General features: G+C 66.4%; 27 protein-coding genes and 1 pseudogene. All 28 read left to right on the plus strand.

Annotated elements, in window-relative coordinates; genetic code table 11:
• Window positions 1-9 precede the first annotated feature (9 nt).
• Entirely contained in the window at window positions 10-363 is a 354-nt protein-coding gene (gene rplV / locus ABZ297_RS23640) for a 50S ribosomal protein L22 (protein ID WP_350803932.1), read from the plus strand.
• Entirely contained in the window at window positions 363-1,205 is an 843-nt protein-coding gene (gene rpsC / locus ABZ297_RS23645; RefSeq protein WP_350803930.1) for a 30S ribosomal protein S3, read from the plus strand. The genes rplV and rpsC overlap by 1 nt, the downstream gene beginning before the upstream one ends.
• Before the next feature lie 2 nt (window positions 1,206-1,207).
• A complete protein-coding gene (gene rplP, locus ABZ297_RS23650) occupies window positions 1,208-1,627 on the plus strand; it encodes a 50S ribosomal protein L16 (RefSeq protein ID WP_049572692.1) in 420 nt (139 codons plus the stop codon).
• A complete protein-coding gene (rpmC, locus tag ABZ297_RS23655) occupies window positions 1,627-1,863 on the plus strand; it encodes a 50S ribosomal protein L29 (protein ID WP_138694754.1) in 237 nt (78 codons plus the stop codon). The genes rplP and rpmC overlap by 1 nt, the downstream gene beginning before the upstream one ends.
• Window positions 1,856-2,140 (plus strand): 30S ribosomal protein S17, encoded by a 285-nt coding sequence (gene rpsQ, locus ABZ297_RS23660; protein ID WP_350803929.1) that lies wholly within the window; start codon window positions 1,856-1,858, stop codon window positions 2,138-2,140. Before rpmC ends, rpsQ begins: the two co-directional genes overlap by 8 nt.
• 188 nt (window positions 2,141-2,328) lie before the next feature.
• Complete coding sequence (gene rplN / locus ABZ297_RS23665; protein ID WP_026214151.1) at window positions 2,329-2,700, plus strand: 50S ribosomal protein L14; 372 nt, start codon at window positions 2,329-2,331, stop codon at window positions 2,698-2,700.
• 8 nt (window positions 2,701-2,708) lie between these two features.
• Complete coding sequence (rplX, locus tag ABZ297_RS23670) at window positions 2,709-2,996, plus strand: 50S ribosomal protein L24 (RefSeq protein ID WP_350803975.1); 288 nt, start codon at window positions 2,709-2,711, stop codon at window positions 2,994-2,996.
• Window positions 2,996-3,571: a 50S ribosomal protein L5 gene (gene rplE / locus ABZ297_RS23675; protein WP_355349945.1), complete on the plus strand. Its 576-nt coding sequence runs from the start codon at window positions 2,996-2,998 to the stop codon at window positions 3,569-3,571. Before rplX ends, rplE begins: the two co-directional genes overlap by 1 nt.
• A 1-nt stretch (window position 3,572) precedes the next feature.
• Window positions 3,573-3,758 carry a type Z 30S ribosomal protein S14 gene (locus tag ABZ297_RS23680; RefSeq protein WP_350803927.1) on the plus strand — a complete coding sequence of 62 codons (186 nt, stop codon included), beginning with the start codon at window positions 3,573-3,575 and terminating at the stop codon, window positions 3,756-3,758.
• A gap of 185 nt (window positions 3,759-3,943) precedes the next feature.
• Window positions 3,944-4,342, plus strand: coding sequence for a 30S ribosomal protein S8 (gene rpsH, locus ABZ297_RS23685; RefSeq protein WP_355349948.1), 399 nt, complete (start codon window positions 3,944-3,946; stop codon window positions 4,340-4,342).
• Between the two features lie 16 nt (window positions 4,343-4,358).
• Window positions 4,359-4,901, plus strand: coding sequence for a 50S ribosomal protein L6 (rplF, locus tag ABZ297_RS23690; RefSeq protein WP_355349951.1), 543 nt, complete (start codon window positions 4,359-4,361; stop codon window positions 4,899-4,901).
• A 2-nt stretch (window positions 4,902-4,903) separates the two neighbouring features.
• Complete coding sequence (rplR, locus tag ABZ297_RS23695; protein ID WP_355349954.1) at window positions 4,904-5,287, plus strand: 50S ribosomal protein L18; 384 nt, start codon at window positions 4,904-4,906, stop codon at window positions 5,285-5,287.
• Window positions 5,288-5,312: 25 nt separating this feature from the next.
• Window positions 5,313-5,942, plus strand: coding sequence for a 30S ribosomal protein S5 (gene rpsE, locus ABZ297_RS23700; protein ID WP_355349957.1), 630 nt, complete (start codon window positions 5,313-5,315; stop codon window positions 5,940-5,942).
• Window positions 5,943-5,944: 2 nt separating this feature from the next.
• Window positions 5,945-6,127, plus strand: a complete 183-nt coding sequence (rpmD, locus tag ABZ297_RS23705; RefSeq protein ID WP_080043226.1) for a 50S ribosomal protein L30 — start codon at window positions 5,945-5,947, stop codon at window positions 6,125-6,127.
• A 2-nt stretch (window positions 6,128-6,129) separates the two neighbouring features.
• Window positions 6,130-6,585 (plus strand): 50S ribosomal protein L15, encoded by a 456-nt coding sequence (gene rplO / locus ABZ297_RS23710; RefSeq protein ID WP_350803922.1) that lies wholly within the window; start codon window positions 6,130-6,132, stop codon window positions 6,583-6,585.
• A gap of 168 nt (window positions 6,586-6,753) precedes the next feature.
• Window positions 6,754-8,064: a preprotein translocase subunit SecY gene (gene secY, locus ABZ297_RS23715; RefSeq protein WP_355349961.1), complete on the plus strand. Its 1,311-nt coding sequence runs from the start codon at window positions 6,754-6,756 to the stop codon at window positions 8,062-8,064.
• Window positions 8,064-8,714, plus strand: coding sequence for an adenylate kinase (locus ABZ297_RS23720; protein WP_355349964.1), 651 nt, complete (start codon window positions 8,064-8,066; stop codon window positions 8,712-8,714). Before secY ends, ABZ297_RS23720 begins: the two co-directional genes overlap by 1 nt.
• Window positions 8,715-8,825: 111 nt before the next feature.
• Window positions 8,826-9,635: a type I methionyl aminopeptidase gene (gene map / locus ABZ297_RS23725; protein ID WP_355349967.1), complete on the plus strand. Its 810-nt coding sequence runs from the start codon at window positions 8,826-8,828 to the stop codon at window positions 9,633-9,635.
• 15 nt (window positions 9,636-9,650) lie between these two features.
• Window positions 9,651-10,079, plus strand: a complete 429-nt coding sequence (locus tag ABZ297_RS23730; protein WP_355349970.1) for a DUF1707 domain-containing protein — start codon at window positions 9,651-9,653, stop codon at window positions 10,077-10,079.
• A 177-nt stretch (window positions 10,080-10,256) separates the two neighbouring features.
• Window positions 10,257-10,478: a hypothetical protein gene (locus tag ABZ297_RS23735; protein WP_355349973.1), complete on the plus strand. Its 222-nt coding sequence runs from the start codon at window positions 10,257-10,259 to the stop codon at window positions 10,476-10,478.
• A 511-nt stretch (window positions 10,479-10,989) separates the two neighbouring features.
• The gene (gene infA, locus ABZ297_RS23740) at window positions 10,990-11,211 is read left to right on the plus strand and encodes a translation initiation factor IF-1 (RefSeq protein WP_012887858.1); all 222 of its coding nucleotides are present in this window, start codon (window positions 10,990-10,992) and stop codon (window positions 11,209-11,211) included.
• 24 nt (window positions 11,212-11,235) lie between these two features.
• On the plus strand, window positions 11,236-11,349 hold the full coding sequence (gene rpmJ, locus ABZ297_RS23745; protein ID WP_003956441.1) for a 50S ribosomal protein L36: 114 nt from the start codon (window positions 11,236-11,238) through the stop codon (window positions 11,347-11,349).
• Between the two features lie 210 nt (window positions 11,350-11,559).
• Window positions 11,560-11,940 (plus strand): 30S ribosomal protein S13, encoded by a 381-nt coding sequence (gene rpsM, locus ABZ297_RS23750; protein ID WP_350803915.1) that lies wholly within the window; start codon window positions 11,560-11,562, stop codon window positions 11,938-11,940.
• 45 nt (window positions 11,941-11,985) lie between these two features.
• Entirely contained in the window at window positions 11,986-12,390 is a 405-nt protein-coding gene (gene rpsK, locus ABZ297_RS23755) for a 30S ribosomal protein S11 (protein ID WP_020542285.1), read from the plus strand.
• Window positions 12,391-12,410: 20 nt separating this feature from the next.
• Window positions 12,411-13,037 (plus strand): 30S ribosomal protein S4, encoded by a 627-nt coding sequence (rpsD, locus tag ABZ297_RS23760; protein ID WP_350803914.1) that lies wholly within the window; start codon window positions 12,411-12,413, stop codon window positions 13,035-13,037.
• A 100-nt stretch (window positions 13,038-13,137) separates the two neighbouring features.
• Entirely contained in the window at window positions 13,138-14,154 is a 1,017-nt protein-coding gene (locus ABZ297_RS23765) for a DNA-directed RNA polymerase subunit alpha (RefSeq protein ID WP_189126373.1), read from the plus strand.
• Between the two features lie 147 nt (window positions 14,155-14,301).
• Entirely contained in the window at window positions 14,302-14,844 is a 543-nt protein-coding gene (rplQ, locus tag ABZ297_RS23770; RefSeq protein ID WP_355349981.1) for a 50S ribosomal protein L17, read from the plus strand.
• A 103-nt stretch (window positions 14,845-14,947) separates the two neighbouring features.
• A pseudogene (locus tag ABZ297_RS23775) lies at window positions 14,948-15,166 on the plus strand (tRNA pseudouridine(38-40) synthase TruA); the annotation flags it as partial.
• Window positions 15,167-15,533 lie beyond the last annotated feature (367 nt).

The raw sequence follows: 15,533 nt of genomic DNA on the forward strand, positions 1-15,533 counted from the left end.
GAGTAAGCGATGGAAGCCAGGGCTCAGGCGCGGTTCGTCCGCGTCACGCCCCAGAAGGCCCGCCGCGTGGTGGACCTTATTCGCGGGCTGCCCGCTTCGGAGGCGCAGGCCGTGCTGCAGTTCGCTCCCCAGTCGGCGAGCGAACCGATCTACAAGGTGCTCTCCAGCGCCATGGCGAACGCAGAGCACAATTTCGATCTCGACCCTCAGTCGCTCGTCGTGAGCCGCGCGTGGGTCGATGAGGGCCCGACGCTGAAGCGGTTCCGTCCGCGTGCCCAGGGTCGTGCCTATCGGATCAACAAGCGGACGAGCCACATCACTGTGATCGTGGAGTCCCGCGAGCCGAAGGGAAGGACCCGATAGTGGGCCAGAAGGTTAACCCGCACGGGTTCCGCCTCGGCATCACGACCGACTTCAAGAGCCGGTGGTACGCCGACAAGCTGTACAAGTCGTACGTCGCTGAGGACGTGTCGATCCGCCGCATGCTGCAGAAGGGCATGGAGCGGGCCGGTATCTCCAAGGTGGAGATCGAGCGCACGACCGACCGTGTTCAGGTCGACATCCACACCGCGCGTCCGGGCATCGTCATCGGCCGTCGCGGCGCGGAGGCCGACCGCATCCGCGGTGACCTGGAGAAGCTGACCAAGAAGCAGGTCCAGCTCAACATCCTCGAGGTGAAGAACCCCGAGATCGACGCCCAGCTCGTCGCGCAGGGCGTCGCCGAGCAGCTCTCCAGCCGTGTCTCGTTCCGTCGCGCCATGCGCAAGGCGATGCAGTCGGCCATGAAGAGCGGCGCCAAGGGCATCCGGGTCCAGTGCTCGGGTCGTCTTGGCGGCGCCGAGATGTCGAGGTCGGAGTTCTACCGCGAGGGCCGCGTGCCGCTGCACACGCTCCGCGCTGACATCGACTACGGCTTCTACGAGGCCCGCACCACCTTCGGCCGCATCGGCGTGAAGGTCTGGATCTACAAGGGCGAGGCTCCGACCAGCCGCGCCGAGCGCGAGGCGGCCGCCGCCGGTGCTCGCGCCGGCCAGCGTCGCGAGCGCGACGACCGTCGTGGTGGCGGCGACCGTCCCCGTCGCGGTGGCGCCGGTGGCGCCCGTCGTGGTGGCGGCCGCTCGGACCGCGCCCCCCGCACTGAGGCGGCCGCACAGGCCGCCCCCGAGACCGGCCCGGCTGCGCAGCCGGGTGCTGAAGGGAGCTGACCATGCTGATCCCGCGCAGGGTCAAGCACCGCAAGCAGCACCGGCCCGACCGCAGTGGCGCCGCCAAGGGCGGCACCAGGGTCGTGTTCGGCGAGTTCGGCATCCAGGCGATTGAGCACTCCTACGTGACCAACCGCCAGATCGAGTCGGCTCGTATTGCGATGACCCGTCACATCAAGCGTGGTGGAAAGGTGTGGATCAACATCTACCCTGACCGCCCGCTGACCAAGAAGCCGGCCGAGACCCGCATGGGCTCCGGTAAGGGTTCGCCCGAGTGGTGGATCGCGAACGTCAAGCCGGGGCGCGTCATGTTCGAGCTTTCCGGCGTTGCCGAGCCGATTGCCCGTGAGGCACTCACTCGCGCGATCCACAAGCTCCCCATGAAGTGCAAGATCGTTAAGCGTGAAGTTGGTGAGGCGTGATGGCTAAGGGCCTGACCGCCGGCGAGCTGCGGGTGGAGGACCAGGACACCCTGGTCCAGAAGCTCAAGGAAGCCAAGGAGGAGCTGTTCAACCTCCGCTTCCAGTCAGCGACCGGTCAGTTGGAGAGCCACGGGCGGCTGCGCGCCGTCCGCCGCGAGATCGCCCGTATCTACACCGTGATGCGCGAGCGGGAGCTCGGCATCGTCACGGTCGAGAAGGAGACGAGCGATGGCTGAGACCGAGACCACCGAGACCACCGACGCGCGGAACTTCCGCAAGGTCCGCGAGGGCCTGGTCGTCAGCGACAAGATGGACAAGACCGTCGTCGTCGCCGTCGAGGACCGCGTCAAGCACCGTCTGTACGGCAAGGTCATCCGCCGTACGACCAAGTACAAGGCGCACGACGAGGGCAACGCCTGTGGCGTCGGCGACCGCGTGCTGCTGATGGAGACCCGCCCCCTCTCCGCCACCAAGCGGTGGAGGGTCGTGGAGATCCTCGAGAAGGCCAAGTAGGCCCTCTCGGATATACCGCGCCTCGTGGGGGTGGAGACACCCCCATGACAGCGTCCAAGGACGGGCGAGCGTCCGCTCGCCCGTCGCCTGCGGTGCGGCTCCAGGCGGAGCTGTGGCCGGAGGAACAAGACAACGACGGGTTCCGCCAGGCTCAGCGATGAGAACCGGCGCGACTAACAGGAGTTAACGTGATCCAGCAGGAGTCGCGGCTCAAGGTCGCCGACAACACGGGTGCCAAGGAGATCCTTTGCATCCGTGTTCTCGGTGGCTCGGGCCGACGCTACGCCGGTATCGGCGACGTCATCGTCGCCACTGTCAAGGACGCCCTGCCCGGCAGCACGGGCGTCAAGAAGGGCGACGTGGTCAAGGCCGTCATCGTCCGCACGGTCAAGGAGCGCCGCCGGCCCGACGGCTCCTACATCCGCTTTGACGAGAACGCCGCCGTCATCATCAAGGACAGCGGCGACCCTCGCGGCACTCGTATCTTCGGCCCGGTGGGCCGCGAGCTGCGCGACAAGAAGTTCATGCGCATCATCTCGCTCGCCCCGGAGGTGCTGTAATGCCGAAGCTGCATGTGAAGAAGGGTGACCTCGTCCAGGTCATCGCCGGCAAGGACAAGGGTGCCAAGGGTCATGTGATCGCTGCCTACCCGCGGGAGGACCGCGTGGTGGTCGAGGGCGTCAACATGATCAAGAAGCACTCTAAGGAGACCAACCAGGGTCCGCGTGGCGCCAAGACCGGCGGCGTGCAGACCATGGAGGCCCCCATCCACGTGAGCAACGTGAAGAAGCTCAAGGACGACAAGCCCGCCGACAAGAAGGCCGACAAGGCCGACGAGACGGGTGAGGACAGCTGATGACTGCCACGACCACCGAGACCGAGCGCCCGACGCCGCGCCTCAAGACGAAGTACCGCGAGGAGATCGCGGCCAAGCTTCGCGAGGACTTCGGCATCGAGAACGTCATGCAGATCCCTGGCCTGGTGAAGATCAAGGTCAACATGGGTGTCGGCGAGGCGGCCCGCGACTCCAAGCTCATCGAGGGCGCCGTCCGCGACCTCACCGCGATCACCGGTCAGAAGCCGGCCGTCGTCCGGGCCCGCAAGTCCATCGCGCAGTTCAAGCTGCGTGAGGGCATGCCGATCGGCGCGCACGTCACGCTTCGCGGCGACCGGATGTGGGAGTTCCTCGACAGGCTGCTGTCGTTGGCGCTGCCCCGTATCCGCGACTTCCGCGGTCTGTCGCCGAAGCAGTTCGACGGCAACGGCAACTACACCTTCGGTCTGACCGAGCAGGTCATGTTCCACGAGGTCGACCAGGACAAGGTCGACCGGCCGCGGGGCATGGACATCACGATCGTGACCACCGCGAAGAACGACGACCAGGGCCGGGCGCTGCTGAAGCTCCTCGGCTTCCCGTTCAAGGAGGCCTGACATGGCGAAGAAGTCGCTGATCGCCAAGGCAGCGCGTAAGCCCAAGTTCGAGGTTCGCGCGTACACCCGCTGCTCGCGCTGCGGGCGCCCGCGCGCCGTCTACAGGAAGTTCGGCCTGTGCCGCGTGTGCTTCCGCGAGATGGCGCACCGGGGCGAGCTGCCTGGCATCACCAAGTCCAGCTGGTAGTTACCCTAGGGGGCGGCCACTTGTCGCCCCCTAGGCGGCTGCGAGCCGTACATATCGATAGAAATGTCAAACCCAGGGGCTCTCGACGAGAGTCCCGATGACCGCGCCGAAGGTCCACCGGCAGAGCAGTGCTGAGGCACTGGACTTCGCTGGCAGTGAAACCGCGGCGAGGAAGGCCACTGGCCATGACGATGACCGACCCGATCGCAGACATGCTCACGCGTCTGCGTAATGCGAACTCGGCGTACCACGACAGCGTGTCGATGCCGTACTCGAAGATCAAGGCGCACATCGCCGAGATCCTCCAGCAGGAGGGTTATATCCAGGCTTGGTCCGTCGAGGACGCCAAGGTTGGAAAAAACCTCGTGGTGGAGCTCAAGTTCGGGCCAACCCGTGAGCGTTCGCTCGCGGGCCTGCGCCGGGTGTCCAAGCCCGGTCTGCGGGTCTATGCGAAGAAGGACAACCTGCCTCGAGTCCTGGGCGGGCTGGGCGTCGCGATCATCTCGACGTCCGCCGGTCTCATGACCGACAAGCAGGCCGGCAAGCGTGGTGTGGGCGGGGAAGTCCTCGCCTACGTCTGGTAGAGGGGAGGAACACAGCATGTCGAGAATCGGACGGCTGCCCATCCCTGTGCCCAGTGGCGTAGACATCACGATCACCGGCCGGGATGTCCAGGTCAAGGGCCCGAAGGGCACGCTTTCTCACACGGTCGCCGAGCCCATCGCCGTGGCTCGTGACGACGACGGCGCCATCGCCGTCACCCGACCCAACGACGAGAACAAGGTCCGTGCGCTGCACGGCCTGTCCCGGACGCTGATCGCCAACATGGTGCAGGGCGTCACCCAGGGGTACTCCAAGACCCTGGAGATCGTCGGCGTCGGTTACCGCGTCCAGGCCAAGGGGCCGACGCAGCTGGAGTTCTCGCTGGGCTTCAGCCACCCGGTCATCGTCGACGCTCCCGAGGGCGTCTCCTTCCGCGTCGAGAAGCCGACCCTGTTCCACGTCGACGGCATCGACAAGCAGAAGGTCGGCGAGGTCGCGGCCAACATCCGCAAGTTGCGCAAGCCCGACCCGTACAAGGGCAAGGGCGTTCGCTACCAGGGCGAACAGATCCGCCGCAAGGTCGGAAAGGCTGGTAAGTAGGCATGGCTCCGAAGACTGCGTTCAGCAAGCACACGGCTGCCCGCACGCTCTCGCGGGCCCGCCGTCACCGCCGCGTCCGCAAGAACGTCGTCGGCACGGCCGCGCGTCCGCGCCTGGTCGTCAACCGTTCGACCCGTCACCTGTTCGTGCAGATCGTGGACGACACGGTCGGCCACACGCTGGTGAGCGCGTCCACCATGGACGCCTCGCTGCGCGCGCTGGAGGCGGACAAGACCGAAAAGGCCAAGAAGGTCGGCGAGCTCCTCGCTCAGCGGGCCAAGGATGCCGGGATCACCGCTGTCGTCTTCGACCGCGGTGGCAACCGCTACGCCGGGCGCATCGCCGCCCTGGCGGACAGCGCTCGCGAAGGCGGGCTCGAGTTCTAATGGCTACTGAGATGAGGAACCACTGATGGCTGCAGCTCCGCGTCGCGGTGGCGGCACCGGTGGCGAGCGGCGGGACCGTCGTGACGATCGCCGCGGTGGCGCCGCCGACAAGGGCGTCTCGTACATCGAGCGCGTAGTGAAGATCAACCGAGTGGCCAAGGTCGTGAAGGGTGGTCGTCGCTTCAGCTTCACCGCCCTGGTTGTCGTCGGTGACGGCAACGGCCTGGTCGGCGTCGGCTATGGCAAGGCCAAGGAAGTCCCCGCGGCCATCGCCAAGGGTGTCGAAGAGGCGAAGAAGCACTTCTTCAAGGTGCCTCGGATCCAGGGCACGATCCCGCACACGGTCCAGGGCGAGGAGGCGGCCGGTGTCGTCTTCCTGCGTCCGGCCTCGGCCGGTACCGGCGTCATCGCCGGCGGCCCGGTGCGCGCGGTCCTGGAGTGCGCCGGCATCCACGACGTGCTTTCGAAGTCGCTCGGCTCCGACAACCCGATCAACATCGTGCACGCCACGGTGGCCGCTCTGAAGGGCCTGTCCCGGCCCGAGGAGATCGCCGCCCGCCGCGGCCTGCCGATCGAGGACGTCGCTCCGGCCCGGATGCTCAAGGCTCGCGCCGAGGGTCTCGCCGAGGCTGCGGCGGCCAAGGCGGTGAGCTAGTCATGGCACGCCTGAAGATCACTCAGGTTCGCTCGAAGATCGGTGGCAAGCAGAACCAGCGTGACTCGCTGCGTTCGCTTGGCCTGAAGCGAATCGGCGACGTCGTCGTCAAGGAGGACCGGCCCGAGATTCGCGGGATGGTCTCCGTGGTGACGCACCTCGTCGAGGTGGAAGAGGTCGACTAGTCATGACTGACAAGGCTCCGCTCAAGATTCACGACCTGCGTCCGGCCCCCGGCGCCAACAAGGCCAAGATCCGCAAGGGTCGCGGCGAGGCGTCCAAGGGCAAGACGGCCGGTCGCGGCACCAAGGGCAGCCGCGCCCGTACCACGGTTCCCCTCGGCTTCGAGGGTGGCCAGGTGCCGCTGCAGAGGCGTCTGCCGAAGCTCAAGGGCTTCTCCAACGCGCTGTTCAAGACGACCTACCAGGTCGTCAACCTCGACAGGATCAGCGAGCTGTTCCCCGAGGGTGGCGAGGTCACCGTCGAGGCCCTGGTCGCCAAGGGTGCTGTTCGCAAGAACCAGCTCGTCAAGGTGCTGGGCACCGGTGAGATCTCGGTCGCGGTCGACGTGAAGGTGCACGCCTTCTCGTCCGCCGCGAAGGAGAAGATCGCCGCGGCCGGTGGCTCCGTTACCGAGCTGTAAGAGGTATTACGAGGCGTGGGGGCTCCGACAATGGGCCCCCACGCCCGTAGTGCGTTAGAGTTCGCGAGACGGCAGGCATCTGTCCGGCTCGTATGACCTGATACTTCAGATGGCAGATCCCCGCACCATTGCATACTCACATCGCCTCATAGGCGCGCAGGAGGGACCGTGCTGACCGCGTTTACCCGGGCGTTCCGGACCCCGGACCTGCGCAAGAAGTTGCTCTTCACGCTGGGCATCATCGCGCTGTTCCGGCTGGGTTCGGTACTTCCGACCCCGGGCGTCCACGTCCAGAACATTGCGGCCTGTTTCGATCAGGTCCGCAACGGCCAAAACGGCAACATCTACGGGATGGTGCAGCTGTTCAGCGGCGGCGCGCTCCTGAAGCTGTCGGTATTCGCGCTGGGCATTATGCCTTACATCACCGCGAGCATCATTCTGCAGCTGCTCGTCGTGGTCATTCCCAGGCTCGAGGCGCTCAAGAAGGAGGGCCAGGCCGGGCAGACCAAGATCACGCAGTATACGCGGTATCTGACCATCGGTCTCGGCATTCTCCAGTCAACGGCGTTCATCGCGCTCGCGCGCTCCGGCCAGCTCTTCCAGGGCTGCGACCGGGACGTTCTGCTCGACCCCGACAACGTCTTCATGATCGTCACGATGGTCATCATCATGACGGCGGGTACGTCCGTGATCATGTGGCTGGGCGAGCTGATCACCGACCGGGGTGTCGGCAACGGCATGTCCATTCTGATCTTCACCCAGGTCGTCGCGGTCTTCCCGTCCGAGCTGGCCAACATCTTCTCCGCGAACAAGTTCACCTTCGCGGTCGTCATGGTCGTCGGCGTCTTCATGATCGCCGCGGTCGTCTTCGTCGAGCAGGCGCAGCGGCGCATTCCCGTCCAGTACGCCAAGCGGATGGTCGGGCGCCGGATGTACGGCGGCACGTCCACCTACATCCCGCTCAAGGTCAACCAGGCCGGCATCATCCCGGTCATCTTCGCGTCCTCGCTGCTCTATCTGCCGCAGCTGCTGACCTCGCTGTTCGCGAACGCCGAGAACCCGAACGCGGTCGTGCAGTGGATCTCGCAGCACCTCGTCAAGGGTGACACGCCCATCTACATGGGCACGTTCTTCCTCCTGATCGTGTTCTTCACGTACTTCTACGTGTCCATCACGTTCAACCCCGCTGAAGTCGCTGACAACATGAAGAAGTACGGTGGGTTCATTCCGGGCATCCGCCCGGGCCGGCCGACGGCTGAATACCTGAACTTCGTGCTCACCCGTCTGACCGCGCCTGGCGCGCTCTATCTGGGTCTGATCGCCATGATCCCGATCGTCGCGTTGGCGGTGTCCGGTGCGAGCCAGAACTTCCCGTTCGGAGGGACGAGCATTCTGATCATGGTTGGCGTCGGCCTTGATACGGTGAAGCAGATCGAGAGCCAGCTGCAGCAGCGCAACTACGAAGGTTTCCTGCGGTAGTGCGTCTCGTTCTTGTCGGGCCCCCCGGAGCGGGTAAGGGGACACAAGCCCAGTACATCGCGTCGAACCTGTCCATCCCGAAGATCTCGACAGGTGACATCTTCCGTGCCAACGTCTCCGGCGGCACGGAACTCGGCAAGCTCGCCAAGACCTACATGGACCGCGGCGACCTGGTGCCTGACGAGGTCACGATCGCGATGGTCCGCGATCGTCTCTCGGAGGAGGACGCGCAGGACGGTTTCCTGCTCGACGGCTTCCCGAGAAACGTGCCGCAGGCCGAGATTCTCAAGAAGATGCTCAACGAGTGGGGCCAGTCCCTCGACCTGGTCCTTGAGCTGGTCGTCGACGACGACGAAGTGGTCAGGCGGCTCGCGGGGCGGCGTACCTGCAGCCAGTGCGGGCGCATCTGGCACGTGGAGTTCGACGACAAGCAGGACGATCGGTGCGACGCCTGCGGCGGCACGCTGTTCCAGCGTGACGACGACAAGGAGGAGACCGTCAGGCACCGCCTGGAGGTCTACCAGGAGCAGACCGCGCCGCTGGTCTCGTACTACGCCGATGAGGGCATCCTGGTGGGCGTCGACGCGACCGGTCCGGTCGAGGAGATCACCACGCGCGCCATGGAGGCGATTCGCCCCTACATGGGATAGTTCTGCCGACGTACTGCGGAGGTGGCACGGTATTCCGTGCCACCTCGCGGCTATTGTGGGGGAATTGGGCTCCCATGTCGGCCCGTTCAAACCCCGGGGGGTGCCGAAAGAATGTTCAAGAAGAACCGACACGGAATCCAGATCAAGTCGCCGGAGCAGCTTGAGAAGATGCGCGCGGCCGGTCTGGTGGTCGGGCGTACGCTCGACCTGCTCGCGCGCTCAGTGGAGCCCGGCATGACGCCGCTCGACCTCGACGTGATCGCCGAGAAGGCGATCAGGGACGAGGGCGCGATCCCGTCCTTCAAGGGATACCAGGGCTTTCCCGCGTCGATCTGTGCGTCGGTCAATCACGAGGTCGTGCACGGGATCCCGACGAACGCCCGCAAGCTCCGTGAGGGCGACATCATCTCGATCGACTGTGGGGCCATCCTCGACGGCTGGCACGGCGACTCGGCCGTCACGGTGCCCGTCGGGGGGGTGGATCCGAAGCTGACCGAGCTGATGCGGATCACCGAGGAGGCCATGTGGCGCGGGATCGCCGCGCTCGGCGCCGGACGCCACCTGTCCGACATCGGCCACGAGGTGGAGCGGTACGTCAAGTCGCAGGGACGCTTCGGCATTCCGCCTGAGTACGGCGGGCACGGCATCGGCACCGAGATGCACATGGACCCGTGGATCGCCAACCACGGCAGGCCAGGAAGAGGCCCTGCGCTGGAGGTCGGGATGTGCCTGGCGATCGAGCCGATGGTCAACCTCGGCACCGAGCGCACCCGCGTGCTGGCCGACGACTGGACGGTCGTCACCGTCGACGGCAAGGCGTCGGCACACTTCGAGCACAGCGTCGCGGTGACACATAATGGACCTTGGGTGCTAACCGCCCTCGACGGGGGCAAAGAGCGCCTCGCCCAACTGCAGAACTAGCCAGGAGTGGTGGGTATGGCGCAGAGCCCCGAGATGCGTGCCTCCGACGTCGACCGCGACCGGGTGGCCGCCATACTCCGCGAGCACACCGCCGACGGCCGCATCACCATGAACGAGTTCAACGAGCGGCTGGAGCAGCTCTACAAGACCAAGACCTACGGCGAACTGGCCAGGCTCACCGCCGACCTGCCCGACGTGGACCTGCGCGCCAGGCCCGCCAAGGTCGCCCCCACACCCGTGCCGAAAGCGGGCATGCACCCCGGCATGCGCGCGGCCTGGGGAGCCTGGGCAGCGGCGAGCTCCATCAACTGGGCGATCTGGTTGATCGTCAGTATCACGAGCGGCCACATGATCTACCCGTGGCCGCTCTGGGTGATGGGTCCGTGGGGCGTGGTGCTGCTGATGAGCACGATCTTCGGGAACGCGCCCGGCAAGCGGCCGTGAACTGCCGCTGTGTGGAGGAGTGCACTGTGTGCATTCCTCCGCAGAAGGGATGAACGCTTCTTCCTAGCGTGAGTGGTGTCGAAAGCACCGCTCTCCCGGAAGAAACGACATGCGTAGGCTCCTTACGGCCGTCGCCCCCACCGCCGCCAACGCGTCGAGCGCGGCTCAGGCGAGCAGGTGCACAACTGGGGCAAGTTGTACTCCAGCAACCGCAAGGCCTACACGTTCGGCTCCACGTACGCGTCGCACGGCGAGGTCTACACGAAGTGGTACGGCAAGGAGTCGACCCCGAAGCTCGGGTACGTGTGGTGGCCGGCGCCGTGCGGTCCCGTCGTTTCGGATGGCGATCGGACGGTCGGGCGGCGGCGGTCGGCTCTCGTGGTTGCCGCGGGCGCGTGACCGTGCCCGCTGGCGCTCCGTGAGTGTGTGATCGCCTCTCGCAGGCGCCTGACCCGTTCTCGCGAGCGGGTGACCGTTCCCGCAGGCGCGTCACTTGTTCTCGCGAGTCCGTCAGCGTTCCTAGGGGCATGTGGTGTGCGCCCGCGGGCCTCTGGCTGGTCCCCTCTACGGGCGGGGTGGCCCGTTTCCGCTGGTGCGGCCTTGTTCCTGCAGTGAGCGTCGACGGGGGAGCGGCGTCTTGGGCCGCGAGGTCCTGCGGGCTGCTTTGCCGGTCCTTGCGGGAATGGCGGAGCGCGGTGACAGGTTGGGGTAAACTGGCTCATGGTTGTGTCAGGACACCTGGCACGCGCTTTCGCGTTTTGGGCTCAGGTGTCGTACACTCCTTAGTCGGCTCACTATGACTATCACGCGTCGGCGGTCCTTGCAGATCGCCGCTCTCTTCGAAGCGTGAAGTCGCGGCTGCTTAGTGAACCGGAGCCTCAGACGACCGATCAGTGAAACGCGAGGGATTTTGGCCAAGAAAGACGGCGCCATCGAGATCGAGGGCACTGTGGTTGAGTCGCTCCCGAACGCCATGTTCCGGGTGCAGCTCGACAACGGCCATAAGGTCCTGGCCCACATCAGCGGACGGATGCGGATGCACTACATCCGAATCTTGCCTGACGACCGGGTGGTCGTGGAACTGAGCCCCTACGACCTCAGTCGTGGGCGGATCGTCTACCGATACAAGTAAGACGTCTGAGGAACACGAAGGACTATGAAGGTAAAGCCGAGCGTCAAGAAGATCTGTGACAAGTGCAAGGTGATCCGCCGGCACGGTCGCGTCATGGTGATCTGCGACAACCTGCGCCACAAGCAGCGCCAGGGCTAGTCGCCGCAAGGCTTCTCCGAGTCCGCCCCAGCAGGGTGCGGGCTCGACGCATGAGAAGCCTGAGTCAGTAATCGCGCGTCACACCTGGGCAGGCGGCGCAAGTCGTACCACCCAGGAGACCCCCGGTCGGAGGCCGGGGCCCTCACCCCGGGCATGGGGAGGGGTAGTGAGGCGCAAGACCTCCGCCAAAGTGAAGGAGAATGCCCGACCATGGCTCGCCTGGTTGGCGTCGACCTCCCCCGCGAGAAGCGGCTGGAGATCGCTCTCACCTACATCTACGGAATCGGCCGCACCCGGGCCCAGGAGATTCTCCAGGCCACCGGTGTCAGCGGCGACATCCGCGTGCACCAGCTCACCGACACTGAGCTCGTCCCGATGCGTGACTACATCGAGGCGAACTTCAAGATCGAGGGTGACCTGCGCCGCGAGGTCCAGGCCGACATCCGTCGCAAGATCGAAATCGGTTGCTACCAGGGCATCCGGCACCGCAAGGGGCTGCCTGTCCACGGTCAGCGCACGCAGACCAACGCGCGCACCCGCAAGGGCAAGAAGAAGACCGTGGCCGGCAAGAAGAAGCCCGGTAAGAAGTAGTCCGCGCAGCCGCAGGACCGAACACCTCAGGAGTGAAGGCAAAGGATGCCTCCTAAGAGCCGCCAGGGTGCGCCGAAGAAGGTGCGCCGCAAGGAAAAGAAGAACGTCGCTCACGGGCACGCCCACATCAAGAGCACGTTCAACAACACGATCGTCTCGATCACCGACCCGAACGGGAACGTGATCTCCTGGGCCAGCGCCGGCCACGTGGGTTTCAAGGGCTCCCGTAAGTCCACCCCGTTCGCCGCTCAGATGGCCGCCGAGAACGCCGCCCGCCGGGCCATGGAGCACGGCATGCGCAAGGTCGACGTCTTCGTCAAGGGTCCCGGCTCCGGCCGTGAGACCGCGATCCGCTCCCTCCAGGCCACGGGTCTCGAGGTCGGCTCGATCCAGGACGTCACGCCGGTTCCGCACAACGGCTGCCGTCCGCCGAAGCGCCGCCGCGTCTGATCCCCAGGAGATATTGAGAAATGGCTCGTTACACGGGCGCGGACTGCAAGCTCTGCCGTCGCGAGAAGACCAAGCTCTTCCTCAAGGGCAGCAAGTGCGAGTCCGCCAAGTGCCCCATCGAGATCCGTCCTTACCCGCCGGGTGAGCACGGCCGCGGACGCCCCAAGGAGTCCGAGTACCAGCTTCAGCTTCGCGAGAAGCAGAAGACCCGTCGCATCTACGGCGTCCTCGAGAAGCAGTTCCACAACTACTACGAGGAAGCCAGCCGCAAGACCGGCAAGTCGGGTGAGGTCCTGCTCCAGATCCTGGAGAGCCGCCTCGACAACGTGGTCTACCGCGCCGGTTTCGCCCAGTCGCGCGACGCCGCTCGCCAGCAGGTCCGCCACGGCCACATCACGGTGAACGGCAAGAAGGTCGACATCCCGTCGTACCGCGTGCGCGAGCACGACATCATCGAGGTCCGCGAGTCCAAGCGGAACCTGCTGCCGTACGAGGTGGCCCGCGCCACCGCCGGCGAGCGCACGGTTCCGGCCTGGCTGGGCGTCGTGCCGGAGAAGCTCCGCGTCCTGGTGCACCAGCTGCCCGTCCGGCAGCAGATCGACACCCAGGTCCAGGAGCAGCTCATCGTTGAGTACTACTCCAAGTAGTCACTCATAGTTCGGGTACAGCAGTGCGCTGTACCCGAACTAAGCTGTTTATCGGAGTGGCGTCATATAGCGGTCGCCACACGACAGGGGGAGAACCCGCATGCTGATCGCTCAGCGTCCGACTCTTCTCGAAGAGTCCATCGACGACACCCGTTCCAGGTTCGTTATCGAGCCGCTGGAGCCGGGCTTCGGTTACACCATCGGCAACTCGCTCCGCCGCACGCTGCTGTCGTCCATTCCGGGCGCGGCCGTGACGAGCATCCGGATCGAGGGTGTGCTGCACGAGTTCTCGACCGTTCCCGGGGTCAAGGAAGACGTCACCGACATCATCCTGAACCTCAAGGAACTGGTCGTCTCGTCCGAGCACGACGAGCCGGTCGTGATGTACCTGCGCAAGCAGGGCCCGGGTGAGGTCACCGCCGCCGACATCGCGCCTCCGGCCGGTGTCGAGGTGCACAACCCCGAGCTGCGCATCGCCACGCTGAACGGCAAGGCGAAGCTGGAGATGGAGCTGACCGTCGAGCGCGGTCGCGGCTACGTCTCCGCCGCGCAGAACAAGCAGCCCGGCCAGGAGATCGGCCGTATTCCGATCGACTCGATCTACTCGCCGGTGCTCAAGGTCACCTACAAGGTCGAGGCGACCCGAGTCGAGCAGCGCACCGACTTCGACCGCCTGATCCTCGACGTCGAGACCAAGCCGGCCATGAAGCCGCGCGACGCGGTGGCGTCCGCCGGTAAGACGCTCGTCGAGCTCTTCGGCCTGGCCCGTGAGCTCAACGTCGAGGCCGAGGGCATCGACATCGGCCCGTCGCCGACCGACGCCGCCCTGGCCGCCGACCTGGCACTGCCGATCGAGGAGCTGAACCTGACCGTTCGCTCCTACAACTGCCTCAAGCGCGAGGGCATCCACACCGTGGGTGAGCTCGTCGCCCGCAGCGAGCAGGACCTGCTCGACATAAGGAATTTCGGCGCCAAGTCGATCGAAGAGGTCAAGCAGAAGCTGCACGAGATGTCGCTGGCGCTCAAGGACTCCCCGCCCGGGTTCGACCCGAGCGCGGTGGCCGGCGCCGGTTACGACGACGACGACAGCGCGTACGTCGAGACCGAGCAGTACTGATTTCCGCGAGATCCCTCGCGAGCCCCCGCGCCAGGCGGCCCAGCCGCCCGGCGCGGGTGACAGGAACGGACCGCACCTGACAGGTGCGTCCGGCCCGACTCCGGTACCTGGCACGGCCGGGGCGGGTTAACTCACAAGGAGAGCGCAATGCCCAAGCCCACCAAGGGCGCACGCCTTGGCGGCAGCCCGGCGCACGAGCGGCTGATCCTGGCGAACCTCGCCACGGACCTGTTCCGCCACGGCAAGATCCGCACCACGGTTACCAAGGCCAAGCGGCTCCGCCCGCTGGCGGAGCGTCTGATCACCAAGGCGAAGAAGGGCGACATCCACAACCGTCGCCAGGTGCTGACCGTCGTCAAGGACAAGGGCGTCGTCCACCAGCTGTTCACCGAGATCGCGACGACGTTCGCCGAGCGTCCTGGCGGCTACACCCGCATCACCAAGGTCGGGCCGCGCAAGGGCGACAACGCCCCGATGGCGGTCATCGAGCTGGTGACCGAGCCGCTGAACGCGGTCCGCGTCTCCCGCCCCGAGGCTCCGGCCGCCGCTGCGGCGCCCGCCGCCGAGGAGGCCCCGGCTGCTGAGGCTCCCGAGGCTCCGGCCGCTGAGGCTGCTGAGGCCCCGGTCGCCGAGGCCGCCGAGGAGACCCCGGCCGCTGAGGGTGGCGAGGCGAAGAAGGACGAGGCCTGATCCGTCAGGCCACCAGGAACGGGTCCGGCCCCCTCGCGGGGGCTCCGGGCCCGTTTCGCATTTCACCGGCCCGGTTGTGCTGGGCTGCTGAGTTTTCAGGAGGATGATCGTGGTACGGCTCCGCCTCGATCTCGCGTACGACGGGACGGACTTCAGAGGGTGGGCCCGCCAGCCTGGGAAGCGGACGGTCCAGGGGGAGATCGAGGAGGCCCTCGGCAAGATCCTGCGCCTGCCCGAGCCGCCCATGCTGACGGTGGCGGGGCGCACCGACGCGGGCGTCCACGCCCGGGGGCAGGTGGCGCACGTGGACCTGCCGGTGTCGGCCCTGGCCGAACTGGACCGCAACCGCCGCGCTGCCGTTCGCACCGTCCTCGGCGAGGCAGGTGGTGCCGGCGAGGGGGAGGTAGCCGCCGTCAGTGGTGCTTCGGGGAGTCGTGTCACCGCTGGTGCCGGCGGGGTGAGCGGTGCCGGCGGTGGTGCCTGCGAGGCGGGGGGAGCCGTAGCAAGCGGTGCGGGTGGGTTCGCGATGGGCGCTTCCGGGACGTGGGGCGCCGCGAACGGCCTTGCCGCGGGTGCTGGTGCCCTGGGCGGTGGCGGAGGCGTTCCAGGGAACGGTGTGCCTGGTGGGGACGCTTCGGCGGATGGTCTGTCCGGTGGGGACACCCCAACGGGTGAAGGGCCTGGCGCGG

The organism is Nonomuraea sp. NPDC005983 (assembly GCF_040614375.1).
GTDB lineage: Bacteria > Actinomycetota > Actinomycetes > Streptosporangiales > Streptosporangiaceae > Nonomuraea.